This window comes from Nostoc sp. (genome assembly GCF_036917555.1).
GTDB lineage: Bacteria > Cyanobacteriota > Cyanobacteriia > Cyanobacteriales > Nostocaceae > Nostoc.
In genome coordinates this window covers 150,906-165,721 of record NZ_JBALDD010000015.1, presented here as the reverse complement: position 1 = coordinate 165,721, position 14,816 = coordinate 150,906, and the positions used below count along the sequence as shown (strand labels likewise).

Annotated in this window: 6 protein-coding genes and 1 pseudogene; 4 read left to right on the top strand and 3 right to left on the bottom strand. The window is 40.6% G+C overall.

Annotated elements, in window-relative coordinates:
* Positions 1-611: 611 nt before the first annotated feature.
* The 3 genes and pseudogenes from V7K60_RS05825 to V7K60_RS05815 form a co-directional block, all read right to left on the bottom strand.
* Positions 612-995, bottom strand: coding sequence for a pentapeptide repeat-containing protein (locus tag V7K60_RS05825; RefSeq protein WP_334923705.1), 384 nt, complete (start codon positions 993-995; stop codon positions 612-614).
* Positions 952-1,122: pseudogene (locus tag V7K60_RS05820) on the bottom strand (pentapeptide repeat-containing protein); the annotation flags it as partial. The pseudogene V7K60_RS05820 and the gene V7K60_RS05825, both read right to left, overlap by 44 nt.
* 15 nt (positions 1,123-1,137) lie before the next feature.
* A complete protein-coding gene (locus V7K60_RS05815) occupies positions 1,138-1,251 on the bottom strand; it encodes a pentapeptide repeat-containing protein (RefSeq protein ID WP_334923932.1) in 114 nt (37 codons plus the stop codon).
* A gap of 632 nt (positions 1,252-1,883) precedes the next feature.
* On the opposite strand from V7K60_RS05815, the gene V7K60_RS05810 reads away from it, so the two are divergent.
* From V7K60_RS05810 to V7K60_RS05795, 4 genes are read left to right on the top strand one after another with little or no spacing between them, the layout of a single operon-like run.
* Positions 1,884-2,687, top strand: a complete 804-nt coding sequence (locus tag V7K60_RS05810; protein ID WP_334923703.1) for a hypothetical protein — start codon at positions 1,884-1,886, stop codon at positions 2,685-2,687.
* Positions 2,656-3,645 (top strand): aspartate/glutamate racemase family protein, encoded by a 990-nt coding sequence (locus tag V7K60_RS05805; protein WP_334923701.1) that lies wholly within the window; start codon positions 2,656-2,658, stop codon positions 3,643-3,645. The genes V7K60_RS05810 and V7K60_RS05805 overlap by 32 nt, the downstream gene beginning before the upstream one ends.
* A 41-nt stretch (positions 3,646-3,686) precedes the next feature.
* On the top strand, positions 3,687-5,597 hold the full coding sequence (locus V7K60_RS05800) for a non-ribosomal peptide synthetase (protein WP_334923699.1): 1,911 nt from the start codon (positions 3,687-3,689) through the stop codon (positions 5,595-5,597).
* Positions 5,594-14,482, top strand: coding sequence for an amino acid adenylation domain-containing protein (locus V7K60_RS05795; RefSeq protein WP_334923697.1), 8,889 nt, complete (start codon positions 5,594-5,596; stop codon positions 14,480-14,482). The genes V7K60_RS05800 and V7K60_RS05795 overlap by 4 nt, the downstream gene beginning before the upstream one ends.
* Positions 14,483-14,816: the final 334 nt, after the last annotated feature.

Here is a 14,816-nt window from a genome sequence, read left to right as displayed (position 1 = left end):
CACTAAGTGCAGCTTACCGTAAGATATTACGAATTGGTATTAGGGTATGGTACATGAACAGACGCACTAGTACTGCAAGGCAAAATTCAAAATTTAAAATTCAAAATTCAAACAGGTATACAGTGTAAGCGTTTGATTGATTTGGAATCGGTGGTTTATTTAAGCCGTGTTGTACTAAACGTTTACCCTCAAAGTAGAGAAGGTGTTTGGGCATGGTTCAATTTAGCTTAGTAAACTTTAGTGGAAAATAGCACATAAAGCATTGTGAGCTTTTTTGCTGCTGCTCATCTCTGGTCTGTCAAACTAGGAAAAGTAATTGAATCAACTCAAAGAGTTGAAAAATTTAATAATATTTCCAAATAATGTTAAACAATTTTTTCTGAGCAGGATTAAATACATAATATTTCTGTTGCTATTAATACTACCTTTCTCCGTGGTACATCCGGCTTTTGCATCTGTATGCCGCAATTACGCTGTCTACGAAGGTCTACGCCAGCAGATTTGCATTCTCAGTATCAGCCGAAGTGCCAAAAATTATTGGGAATACAAAGCAATTATTAGCGTAGATGGCATAAAAAGACCTACAGAGGTTTACAATTGTCGCAAACTAGTCAAGGTTCAACAAGCTGGTACTGTTTTGCCCTTTGAGCAAAGGCTAACTCCAAGGCAGCTTGACGTAAAATTGCATCACTCAAATCTGCATTACTCAAGTCTGATTTAATTAAATCTGAGTGTGTTAAGTCTGCTCCGTTTAAAATAGTATCCTGTAATTGCGCTCCTTCTAAATAAAGTCGTCGTAAAGAAGCAGTAGACAAAATCGCTTTTTCCCAGTTTGATTGACGCGGATTGGCATTATCAAACATAGCACCAGTAGAGTCTGTAGCTTTGAGACTTGCTTTAAACAAATTTGCCCCAGTTAAATCTGCTTGAGTCAAACAAGCCTTTTCTAAATTAGTCTTTGTTAAATTTGCCTCTCTTAAGCAGACAGAATCCATGCCTGGCATAATTTAAGTGAGCATTGGTTAAGTTTACTCTAGTTAGATTAGCGGGACTTAAGTTTGCCCACAGTAGACTCACATTTAACAAGTTTGCATTTTGCAAATTGGCTTTTTGGAAGTCTGCTCGATTTAAATCTGTCTAAACCAGAGTGGTACAACTCAAGTTAGCCTCACTGAGATTGGCACTACTGAGGTTAACATAGCTAAAATCAACACCCTGTAAATAAAATAAATCTGGCTTAAATTCAGGTATTGAAAATCTCTTTTATTAGCTGCATAGCGTTTGATAATTTCTTAGGCAATCATTGTTTTGAGCTAGTTTAAATAACAATAAACTACCGCTCACAATGAATCGTCTCCCAATATGGCAATATTTAATTTTCTGTTATCAAAGTTAATATATTTTAACTAAATATATAAATATTATCTGTTGACAAATTATTTATATATATGTTAAATGTACAAAAATAATATTTATAACATTGTCTGTTCAAAGTTGTGATATTTAATATAGTGACAAAAAACTAATCTGTGAGGCAGTAACTAAAAATATCTTGCAGCAGAGATAAATATATGACATTTATGTACTTGTTTGATTTCAAAGAAAATGCTTTAATAAATTTCTAGAGCAAGGGTATTTGCAAAAGCTATCCAAAAAATTCATATTTACTCTTTTAATTTTTATTCATTTACATGAGAATTTTTAAACCTCTGTAAGTCTGAATTTTGGTAACGGATTCTATTGCTGACAACCTGAAAAATATGCCCAATATTAGCTTGAAAAAGATTCATACAATCCTCCTGGTGAAAAGGGAGCCTTTAACATCTATATCTATGATCACATCAACATCTAGCATTTTTAGCACGGTTAGCAGTATTATCAACATGGTTTCTGACGAAAAGTTGAAACAGGCTTTTCGTCAGAGTTTCTCGGAAGCTAGTGAGCCATTGCAACATTGTGAAAACTTTTTTGAGCTTTTACCTACGCATTGCTGGTCAAACAAAATATTAGCCACAGTCTTTAATTCCTGGAAAGCTACGCACTTGAAAATGTTAGCTATATATGGGCTATCTTGTCGTTTACAACGTCTTGCTTTAACGAGAGATACTCAAGAACGGGAACAATTATTGTTAGCTAGCGCCTTCAATGCTGAAACTAGTCACGAAGATTTGGGATTAGATTACGAAGGTGTAACTCACGCTGCACTCTATGAAGATTTTGCTAACAGCTTTTTAGGAAATTATCCTTGGCAATTAAAAGAATATTGTTTACCCCAAGCGTGTGATTTTCAGAAATGGATATATCACAATATGGTAGTAGATGATATTTCCAAGGGGTTACTCACAAATATGTTCTCAGAAATTTATAACCACGGTGAGTATACTAAAGCCCTATTTGCTGTTTCAGAATTAATTGAGAGATATTACCACTTCTCCCCTGAAGAAAAAGAGAAAGCTCTATTTTATATCGGTGTTCATGTTGCAGACGAAACGGAAGTGGCTCACTTTCAAGTGGTCGTCAAAGCCTTGAATGAGTACAGCGAAGCTACTAATACTCCAATTGACTATACACAAGCAAAACTTTTGTTTAAGGAGTACTTGACTCGGTTAGGTACTGTAATGGAAGCACTAACTATAGAGATGAGACAAGAAATAAATGCAGCAAAACATCTGCTTTCCGTGCCTTAAACCTCAAGCTCAATATTTTTTTGATGATGCTCAACAAACTATTGCTGCAACTTTAGATTTTCGACAATATTTATATGCGATCGCCCAAAATAAAAAGCTACGCTCAGAAGCTGTTGAGGATCAAAGTTATCCCACTGAAGTGATTGTGCTGAGACCAAAACAGACTCAAGCGCCTCCTTTACTACTATTGGGTGGAATGGGCCCTCTAGCTGGTTTGGGAGCTTTTGAGATAGCCTGTCAGATGTTCCAGAATAGTAGAGAAATTGTTCTGTTTCAAGCTTGTTCGCTGCCTAATCGGACTACAGCCATTCAACAAAAGACTCAAATTGGTGCATCTCAAGAGCCGGATTTGGTGGTAATGCTGGCGATCGCTATCCGAGAAGCAATGCAGTATATTTGCTCTAGCGTTGAAGCTGTTGAGTTAATCGTTCTGTGCAATGGCGCTCATTATTTCTTACCTGAAGTGATGCAGCAACTCCTGATTGATTATTCAAAGATTTTTTTCAGACTGCAATGGATCTCTTTGATTGACACTACAATACAATACTTGCAACAACAAAACTTTTGTCGGCCTTTAGTTCTATGCACCACAGCAACGCGGCTAGGGTGTGTTTACTCTCGACCACTTCAAGAAGTGGGTATTGTTTGCTTAGAACCTAACGATGAATTGCAATCAATATTAATGCAATCTATTTATCAAGGCATAAAAGCATCTGACTGCAATTTTGCTTGTAAAGTCGGCGAACATTTTTTCGTTGAGCTACTCAAGCTCCAGCCTAATGTTGACTGTATCATCGCTGGATGTAGCGAAATTCCCTACTTATTGGAATGGTTGAAAACTAGCACTTCTAAGCAAGTGAAGGGATTCTTATCAGAATTGGAAATTATTGATCCTGTGCAACTAACTTTGAACAGTAGACTTAAATACTTGCAGAATTTGAGGACAGTGAGTCATTAACACCAAGAAAAATTAAATAGCTCTAATCATGAAAATCAACGATGAATAACCCGTTGCAACAGTTAATTCAGAGACATCATGTCCACCCAAATAACCCCTTTGTAAAGTTCGACAAGAAAGATGTTGAACTATCGGTTCCTGAGCGCTTTCAAAAACAAGTACATCTGCATCCTGAACAGATTGCTGTTAAAACTGGGGAGCATGTATTCACATATAATGACCTGAATCAGTTCGCCAATCGGATAGGCAGGGCTATCTTAATCAAGCGCGATCACCAAGTAGAACCGATTGCAATATTATTTGAAAGTGGCGCTCTGATAATTGCTGCAATTTTGGGTGTATTAAAAGTTGGTAAGTTTTATGTACCACTAGATACCTCGCTGCCACCAGCAAGAATTAACTATATTCTCAAAGATTCACAAGCAGGTTTATTGCTAACAGATAGCAGAAATATCTCATTTGCCAAAAAATTGCAAATTAGCGGCTTAGAAATACTCAATATTGACGAGATAGATCCCAGCATTTCTAGTGAAAATCTAGATTTCCCTCTGCAACCAGATAATTTTGCCTACATCATTTATACCTCTGGATCGACAGGGCAGCCCAAAGGCGTAATCCAAAACCATCGTTATGTTCTGCATCTGACGATGAACTATACCAACAGTGGTCATATTTGTGCCGATGACAGGCTAGCGCTTTTGTACTCCCCAAATTTTGCTGGTGCTGTCAGGGATATCTTCTGCTCCTTGCTCAATGGTGCAACTCTTCTGCCATATAACGTTAAACAAGAAGGGTTAATAGGTTTAAGTAACTGGCTGAACCAGCAAGAAATAACTATCTTTTTTGCCGTGGCAACTATGTTTCGCCATTTTGTCAACACCTTAACTCAACAAGATAAGTTCCCCAAACTGCGCCTGATTCAGGTAGGAAGTGAGACAGTCTACAAAAAAGATGTAGAACTTTTCAAGCAGCATTTCTCTGATGAGTGTATTTTTGTTGCCAATTTAGGAGGTTCGGAAATTAGTCCAATTCGGCAGTACTTTGTGGATTGGGAAACGGAAATTATTGGTAGTACTGTACCAGCTGGCTACGCAGTTGAGGATCATGAGGTTTTGTTAATTGATGATGAAGGTCAACCAGTTGAGTTTAATCAGATTGGTGAAATTGTCGTCAGAAGTCGTTATCTCTTTTGTGGTTATTGGCAAAGACCAGACTTAACCGAAGCAGTACTCTTAAAAGATGTCCAAGAAGAAAATAAACTGCTGTATAAAACGGGTGACTTAGGCTGTATGTTGCCAGATGGCTGTCTTTTGCACTTAGGTAGAAAAGACTTCCAGGTGAAAGTCAGGGGTTACCGCATCGACGTTTCGGAAGTCGAAATGGCATTGATTAATACCAACCTTATCCGAGAGGCTGCTGTCGTAGCATCACCCAATTATCTGGGTGAGCAACAACTAAGAGCGTATATTGTGCCGGTTCTCCAACAAGCACTCTCACTCCGAGAACTACGAAGTCTGCTCTTAGAAAGCCTACCAGACTACATGGTTCCCTCAACTTTTATGACTTTAGAAGCGCTACCCCTAACGCCCAATGGCAAAGTTGATCGTTTGGGTTTACCCGCTTTCAGTCAGGTGCAAAGAGCGCCGTTAGAAAGTTTAGTTTTGCCTCGCACTTCTACTGAGCAAATACTGGTTGACATCTGGACTCAAATTCTTGAAATAGAAAAAATTGGGATTCATGATAACTTTTTTGAATTAGGGGGTCATTCCCTACTTGTTAATCAACTTATTGCACAATTATTTAACGCTTTCTCAATAAATATTCCTTTAATTACTGTATTTGAATTACCAACGATCGCTCAACTAGCCAAACGTATTGAAAACACTTGTCGGATATTAGTACAAAAAGAAGTGCCTGATAGCACAGATGATTATGATGAAGGGATGCTATGAAAACGCTTGATGAACTCTTGTTAGAACTTGGTCGCCTCAATATCAAAGTCTGGGCTGATGGCAACAACCTCCGCTATCAAGCACCTAAAGGTATTCTAACTTCAGATATACTAGCTCAAATAAAAACATATAAAACAAAAATTGTAGCCTTCCTCAATCAATCAGCAATTGAGTCACAATCAATTATTAAACCCGTTGATGCGACTATAAAAAATGATGGTTTACCTTTATCTTTTACTCAGCAACAATTTTGGCTACTTCATCACCTAGAAGAGTCAAATTATATCTACAACATGGTGAGGGCGTTTCGCTTGGAAGGGGATCTGGATATTCCCAGTTTCGAGCGAGCAATTCAATGTCTGATTGAGCGTCATTCGATTCTTAGAACTGGGTTCAAGGTGGTAAATGGTTCGCCAGTACAGGTTATTACACCTCACCTGACTTTTGAGATTCCTGTAATTGACTTGCAGAACTTATCAGAAACTGAGCAGATTTCTCAAGCACAACAACTTCTTTTGCAAGAGCGTATCCGTGCTTTTGATTTGAATCAGTCTCCTGTGTGGCGAGTGACTTTTATCCGTCTTCATCCTTACACTCACTTGTTGATGTTCAATCTGCACCATATTATCTGTGATGATTGGTCAATCCAGATATTTTTGCGGGAATTATCAGCTCTGTATCAAGAAGTTTCGACAGGAAAAACAGCTTCTTTACCAGAACTCCCCATTCAATATGCTGATTTTGCTCATTGGCAAAATCAACAGAGCACTCTTGAAAATTTTACCCAACAGTTAAACTACTGGCAGCAACAGTTGGCAGACGTTGTGCCTGTTTTGGAACTGCCTTATTTAAGCGATTCTCCTTCGGAGACGCTACGCGATCGCAGCAATGATAATCTAAAGCAAGCGTTTCAATCTGGTATAGTACCGTTGTCTGTGAGTGCTGAGGTAACTGGCAAGTTGAAGCAGTTAAGTCAACAGTCTGGGACAACCGTTTTTACCACCCTCCTGACTGCTTTCGCTATCTTACTTTCCCGCTACACCCATCAGGAAGATTTAGTTATTGGAACTGGTATTGCTAATCGCACCTCAGCGCAAATAAACCCACTTATTGGTGCTTTTGTCAATACACTTGGCTTACGTATTCAGATTTCTGATAATCCTACCTTTCAAGAACTGTTAACTGAAGTAAAAAAGGTTGTTTTAGAAGCGTATGCTCATAGTGAGGTTCCCTTTATTAAAGTTATTGAAGCTCTGAAAATAGACCGCAAATCGGGTAATAATCCCCTTTTGCAAGTGATGTTCACTCTAGAAACTATCAATCAGGAGAAATTGCAACTTCCAGGAGTCATCACAACGGAACTGGAGTTGAGTAAACCAACAGCCGGAGCAACCTTTGATTTAACCTTAAACTTGTCGGAAACAAACTCAGAACTGCAAGGGAAACTAGAGTACAACGCCTATTTGTTTGATAAGGAAATAATCCAGCGTATCAGTGAACATTTTCAGACTTTGCTAGCAAGAATTGTTGAATCTCCAAATCAGCGTATCGGCAATTTGTCAATACTCAGCGCTACAGAAAGGGAGCAGTTGCTAGGGAAAGAAATACAGGGGATTGAGTCTGAGTTTGTCTGTTTGCATGAGTTGTTTGAAGCACAGGTGGAGAAGACACCCGAAGCTGTAGCACTTAAGTTTGAAGGACAACAGCTGACTTATCGGGAATTGAATCAGCAGGCTAATCAACTGGCACATCACTTGCAAACCCTGGGGGTAAAACCAGAAACTAAGGTAGGCATTTGCGTAGAACGTTCACTAGAAATGATCGTGGGCATATTGGGAATACTCAAAGCCGGAGGGGCATACGTACCACTAGACCCCAATAATCCGCAAGAACGGTTGAACCACATACTAGAAGATGCACAAGTGCAAGTGTTAGTAACGAATTCGCAATTACGTAACACTCTAGATAAAAGCAATTTTGTTGTCTATTTAGATAAAGAGGCAGACAAAATTGCTCAGTACTCCCAAAATAACCTAATCAGTGGTGTGCAGGATGATAACCTAGCGTACATGATTTATACATCCGGCTCTACAGGAAAGCCCAAAGGAGTATTAATCACTCATCACAATGTCGTTCGGTTATTCAAAGCAACGGAAGATTGGTATGAGTTTAATGAAACGGATGTATGGACGCTGTTCCACTCATTTGCATTTGACTTTTCGGTTTGGGAACTGTGGGGAGGGTTGCTGTATGGCGGGTGTGTTGTGGTTGTACCTTACGAGGTGAGCCGAGACTCGCAAGCATTCTACAATTTACTAATTGCTGAACAAGTAACTGTTCTCAACCAAACTCCATCCGCTTTTTACCAACTAATTCAAGTTGATGAACACTCCAAGACAACAGAAAAATTGAGTTTACGGGTAGTGATATTTGGCGGAGAAGCACTCTCGTTACCTTTGTTGCAGCCTTGGTTTGAGCGGCATGGGGATCAACTGCCCCACTTAGTAAACATGTATGGCATTACAGAAACAACGGTTCATGTGACAATCCGTCGTTTAACCTTAGCTGATGTGAAAGCCACTAGTAGCTTAATTGGGCTGCCAATTTCCGACTTGCAAATTTACCTTCTGGACAAATACCAACAACCTGTACCCCTTGGGGTGGTAGGAGAACTTTATGTTGGTGGAGGTGGTGTGGCGAGGGGGTATTGGCGGCGCAGTGAACTGACTGAGGAGCGATTTGTGCCCAATCCCTTTAGTAATCAGCAGCAAGGGCGTTTATACAAAACAGGGGATTTAGCGCGATATCTGCCTACAGGTGAGCTTGAGTATAAAGGACGTATCGATCATCAAGTCAAAATTCGGGGCTTTCGGATTGAGTTAGGAGAAATTAAAGCACTACTTTCTGGGCACCAAGCTGTACAAGATTGTGTTGTACTTGCTAGAGAGGATGAACCTAATAATAAGCGATTGGTAGCTTATATTGTTCCTGACCAGATCCAAGCTTCAACTATTTTCAATTTGGTGAGTTTAAGAGAGCAGAGTATACTGAGCGATCGCTCTCTCTATGAGTTACCTAATGGGATGACGATCGCTCATCTCAATAAAACGGAAACAGAATTTCTTTATCAAGAAATATTTACCGATCAATCCTATTTACAGCATGGGATTACCCTTGATGAAGGAGATTGCATTTTTGATGTCGGGGCGAATATCGGTTTGTTTAGTTTATTTGCTGCTCAAGCTTGCCCGAAGGTAAAAATCTATGCTTTTGAACCTATTCCCCCTGTCTTTGAATTGTTACGCTTGAATGCGGAACTTTACAATCTTGATGCCAAAGTCTTTAATATTGGTCTTTCTGGGGAAACTAAATCTGCTGAATTTACCTATTATCCCAATGTTTCCGTCATTTCTGGGCGCTTTGCTGACGCATCAGAGGAAAAAGAAGTTGTCAAATCCTTTTTGCTCAAGCAACATGCGGGAACAGGCAATGGGACAACTGTATCACAAGAAGTACTGGATGAATTATTAGTTGAACGCTTGCAGAGTGAGCAATTTACTTGTCAGCTAAAAACCATTTCTAATATTATTGAAGAAAATCAAATTGAGCGCATTGATTTACTCAAAGTTGATGTTGAAAAAAGTGAACGGGATGTATTAGCAGGAATTCAAGAAAGAGATTGGTTAAAAATTCAGCAAATTATTGTTGAAGTTCATGATATTAATGGCAGACTTAGAGAAATTACAGAGTTGCTGAAATTTCATGGATATGATTTGACCATTGTTCAGGACAAATTACTCGAAGCAACTCCCCTCTATAATATTTATGCGAGACGGACAACAATAAAGCAGTGTTTGCCTCAAAAAACGGAAGCAAAAAGTTTAGGCGATCGCCAATCAACTTGGAACAGTTTAGAGAGATATATTCAAAACCTTCGCCACTATCTCAATGAAAAACTGCCTGAGTACATGATTCCATCTGCCTTTGTTGTCATAGAAAAGTTTCCCTTAACATCCAATGGAAAAGTTGATAGCCGCGCTCTACCCATACCGGAAAATTTCAAGAGTAGATTAGAATCTAGCTTCGTACTACCTAATACCCCCACCCAAGAAATTTTAGCTAACCTTTGGGCTGCGATTCTCAGTATTGAGAAAGTCGGGATTTACGATAACTTTTTTGAATTGGGAGGACATTCTTTACTGGCAACCCAAGTTATTTCTAGACTGCGAACAGCCTTCCAAATTGATTTACCCTTACGCTGTATATTTGAATCACCCACAGTTGCACAGTTAAGTGAGGTGATCTTAGCCGAGTTGCAAAAAGGTATCGGTCTAACAGTACCACCGATTTTACCCGCCAACCGAGAGAAAAACTTACCCCTATCTTGGGCACAGCAGCGTCTTTGGTTTCTCCATCAATTGGAGAGTGAAAGTAGTGCCTATACAATACCCTTTCCTCTAAAGATGAGTGGAAAATTAAATGTCAAAGTGCTGGAACAAGCCCTACAGGAAATAGTGCAGCGGCATGAAGTTTTGCGTACTCACTTTCAGATGGTAAATAACCAGCCAGTGCAGGTCATTGTTCCGCATTTGACTTTAACGCTACCAGTGGTAAACCTCCAAAATTTCTCAGATCCCTGGCAAGAACTGGAAAAGCAAGCTATTTTGTTAGGTCATCAACCATTTGATTTGGCTCAAGATGCGGTAATACGGGTCAGGCTTTGGCAACTTTCCGAAGAGGAACATGTACTGTTGGTGTTAATTCACCATATCGCAGGCGATGGTTGGTCACTAGGGGTTTTCATCCGCGAACTATCTGCCCATTATCAAGCCATCAACAATGGTACATCTTCTCTCTTACCATTATCGATTCAATATGCCGACTTTGCTGTTTGGCAGCGTCAATGGCTGACTGGTCAAGTGCTTGAGCATCACTTGAGCTATTGGCAGCAGCAGTTAGCAGATGCGCCGCTCCTACTGGCATTGCCAATAGATCGTCCTCGTCCGGCAGTACAGACTTTTTGCGGTGCAAGAGAATATTTTCAACTGGATCAAAATTTAACAAAGCAACTCAAGCAACTGAGTCAGAAAGCCGGAACAACTTTATTTATGACGCTTCTAGCAGCGTTTGTCGTTTTACTGTCACGAATAAGCAATCAAACTGACATTGTTATCGGTTCTCCGATCGCTAACCGCAATCGTCAGGAAATAGAACCGTTAATTGGCTTTTTTGTCAATACTCTAGCTCTACGATTTGATATATCCAAAGCACCGAACTTTGAAGCGTTATTGGCACAGGTGCGAGAAGTCACAATAGAAGCCTATGTTCACCAGGATTTGCCCTTCGAGATGTTGGTTGAAACATTACAAATTGAGCGCCATTTGGATCGTAACCCTCTGGTACAGGTGACGTTTGCCCTCCAAAATGCTCCCACTCACGCTTGGGATCTACCTGGTTTAACTGTGCAAAAGATGCCTTTGTCTCTGGGGGGTGTGCGGTTTGACCTGGAAATGGACTTTTGGGAAGTAGCTGGAGGTCTGAATGGGATTTGTTATTACAACACCGACTTATTTGATGCACAGACAATCATCCGCATGATCGGCCATTTTCAGACTTTATTAACGGGAATCCTGGAGAATCCACAGCAGCCACTTACTCATTTACCTCTGCTCACTGCAATACAAACCCATGAGTTGCTATTAGCTGGGCAAGGAAAAAAGACTACTTATCCTACCTCTAAATGTATCCACCACTTGTTTGAACAACAGGTGGAAAAAACTCCAAATGCTATAGCCTTGCAATACTCAGGGCAACAAATTAGCTATCGGGAATTGAACCAACGAGCTAATCAGCTTGCCGATTACCTGCTCATATTGGGTGTGCAACCAGAAGTGCTGGTGGGTATCTATGTCGAACGTTCCATTGAGATGATAGTTGGTTGGCTAGGAATTCTCAAAGCTGGTGGAGCTTACATTCCCATAGACCCAGTTTATCCTCAAGAACGAATAGCTTATATCTTGCAAGATACTCGGTTAACAGTACTACTGACGCAACAAAAATTACTTTCAAAGCTTCCAGAACTGAAGGCAAAAGCCATTTGCTTAGATACCGATTGGGAGGAAATTAGCGATCGCAGTGTCTCCAATCCAATGACTGAAGTATCTCCAACTAACTTGGCTTATGTGATTTACACCTCTGGTTCTACAGGATCGCCGAAGGGAGTGGCGATAGCTCATGAATCGTTGGTGAATTTTGCCTCAATAGCAGTTCAGGAATACCGTATCAATCAGCAAGACCGGATTCTCCAGTTTGCTTCAGTTAGTTTTGATACATCTGTAGAAGAAGTTTATCCGTGTTTAATTGCAGGTGGAACACTGGTACTGCGGACGGATGCAATGTTGAGTTCTAGCGATCGTTTTTGGCAGCAGTGCCGGGATTGGCAATTAACAGTGTTAAACTTGCCAACAGCCTACTGGCATAATTTAACCGTTGAATTGACACATTCAGACCCGATTATTCCTGAATCTCTCAAACTGGTAATTATTGGTGGTGAGCAGGCAGATCGAGAGAATTTGAAGCGCTGGCAAAGGAGTGTGGCGCACCTGCCCAATCCCCCAGAATTAATCAATACTTACGGACCGACAGAAGCAACCGTCGTGACTACCCTCTGGCGAGCAGCAAACTCAGATGCTCTAACAATGGAGTTACCCGAAGTACCAATTGGAAGACCGATTGATAATACTCAAGTTTATGTTCTAGATCCACATCTGCAATTAGTACCGATTGGTGTCCCTGGAGAACTTCATATTGGTGGTGCAGGTCTGGCGCAGGGTTATCTTAACCGCCCAGACTTAACCCAAGAGAAATTTATCCCCAATCTATTCAAGAGTCAACAGATAGAAGGAGATCGCCTTTACAAAACAGGAGACTTAGTTCGCTATCGACCTGATGGTAATTTGGAATTTCTTGGTCGGATTGATAACCAAGTGAAAATTCGGGGCTTCCGCATTGAATTGGGAGAAATCGAAGCTGCGTTGAATCAATATCCCTTGGTGCAGGAAAGTATAGTCATTGCCAGAGAAACTGCTCCTAATGACAAACGCCTTGTGGCTTATTTAGTCGTCAATCTCAAAGGTGAAACTATATCAGGGGAAATGAACCAATGGGAAAACGAACAGATTAGTACTTGGCAAAAAGTCTACGAACAAAATGATAGTCTGTCAGCAGCATCTGATGACTTAACCTTCAATATCATTGGTTGGGACAATAGTTATACTGGGAAACCTATTCCAGCATCAGAAATGCGCGAGTGGGTAAATAACACAGTAGACAGAATTCTAGCTTTTTCTCCTCAACGAGTATTGGAAATTGGTTGTGGTACAGGACTGCTGCTATGCCGCATTGCGCCTCACTGCGAAGAGTATTGGGGAATTGATTATTCTCAACCAGCACTCCAGCATATTGAGCAAATTAAACAAGTGGTTCCGGGTTTAGAACGGGTAAAATTGCTGTATAAGCTTGCTGATGACTTCGAGGGAATTGTCAATGGTCAATTTGACACTGTAATTATTAACTCAGTGGTGCAGTATTTTCCTAGTGCAGACTATCTCCTCCGGGTTATAAAAGGAGCTATGACGGCAATTGGCGATCGCGGCACTATCTTTATCGGTGATGTCCGCAGCTTACCGTTACTGGATGCTTACCACGCCTTAGTTCAGTTATCTAGAGCTTCTAAGGAACTAACTGTTGAACAATGGCAGCAGAAGGTACATCAAAGTGTGCCGGCAGAAGAGGAATTGGTTATCGCTCCTGCTTTCTTTTTAGCTTTACAGCAACACTTTCCTCAAATAACTCAGGTAGAAATTCAACTCAAGCGTGGTCACTATCATAATGAGCTAACCCAATTCCGTTACGATGTCACACTGCATTTAGGTAAATCAGCACTAACAACTGCAATCTCCTGGTTAGACTGGCAACTAGACAACCTAACTTTAGCAAAGATACATCAAAGGTTGTTGCAGGAGCAGCCAGAAATGTTAGGAATCCGGCATATTCCTAACAGCCGGGTGCAGCACTCAGTACAATTGCGTGAATGGTTACAAAATCCCCCCGCCGCTAAGACAGTAGGACAACTGCAACAGCAACTGATGCAATTACCAGCAGCAGGTGTCGATCCTGAGCAGTTTTGGGAACTGAGCAAACAAGTTGCTTATACTATGCACGTAAGTTGGTGGAATGCCAGTCAAGACGGTTGTTATGATGTTGTGTTTTCTCGCAGCGAGGTAACAAAGCCAAATTGGAATACCCAAACAATCACTTCCAAGCCCTGGAATCACTATACAAACAATCCCCTACGGGGCAAGTTAGTTCAGAAGCTGGTACCCCAAGTACGCGAATTTATCCAACAGAAGCTACCCAATTACATGATGCCCCAGGCATTTGTAATCCTTGATGCCTTGCCACTCACACCTAATGGCAAAGTAGACCGTCGCGCCCTTCCCAGCCCCAACTCAGTTGTAAGAACATCTTCGTTGGAAATGCCACAAACCCAGGCAGAACAACTTATTGCTGATGTTTGGCAAAAAAACCTGCAAATAGAAAAAGTTGCGCTGGATGATAATTTCTTTGACCTGGGTGGAAATTCCTTACGATTAGTTCAGGTGCGGGAGCAACTGCAAACTATCTTTACCAAAGAATTATCAATAATAGAGATGTTTCAGTATCCAACGGTGAGGGCATTGGGGCAATATTTAAATGGACAGATATCACCAAAAGCAGATATTGATAAATTAGCTCCAGAGCGATCGCAAATTCGTAGCAATCAAGTTTCTCGGAACCAACAAAAAAATATTAGACAACAGTATCGCTCGCAGAAAAAAGGGTAATTCGATTTGGGAGATTTTATCACAATACTCTTCAGTCAAGGCTTAACTCTTTATCAAATTCAAATTTTTTAACAAATCGCTAAGGACGCATTCGCGTAGCGTCTCGTAGAGAAGAACGCAAAGGAAGAGAAGGAAGAAATGCTTAAGAGGTTGTTTGAAAAGTGGTTGGCTGTGATCTTAATCGAATTATTACCCCCCTTAATCCCCCCTTATAAAGGGGGGAAACCGGAAAATCCAGTTCCCTCCCCTTTCCAAGGGGAGGGTTAGGGTGGGGTAAAAAAACATTTGATACATCAATCATGACTTTTCAAACATCCTCTAACTGAACCGTATT

Coding starts and splice junctions, on each gene's coding strand:
- V7K60_RS05825 (WP_334923705.1), bottom strand. CDS start 995: ATGGATTCTGTCTGCTTAAGAGAGGCAAATTTAACAAAGACTAATTTA.
- V7K60_RS05810 (WP_334923703.1), top strand. CDS start 1,884: ATGGTTTCTGACGAAAAGTTGAAACAGGCTTTTCGTCAGAGTTTCTCG.
- V7K60_RS05805 (WP_334923701.1), top strand. CDS start 2,656: ATGCAGCAAAACATCTGCTTTCCGTGCCTTAAACCTCAAGCTCAATAT.
- V7K60_RS05800 (WP_334923699.1), top strand. CDS start 3,687: ATGAATAACCCGTTGCAACAGTTAATTCAGAGACATCATGTCCACCCA.
- V7K60_RS05795 (WP_334923697.1), top strand. CDS start 5,594: ATGAAAACGCTTGATGAACTCTTGTTAGAACTTGGTCGCCTCAATATC.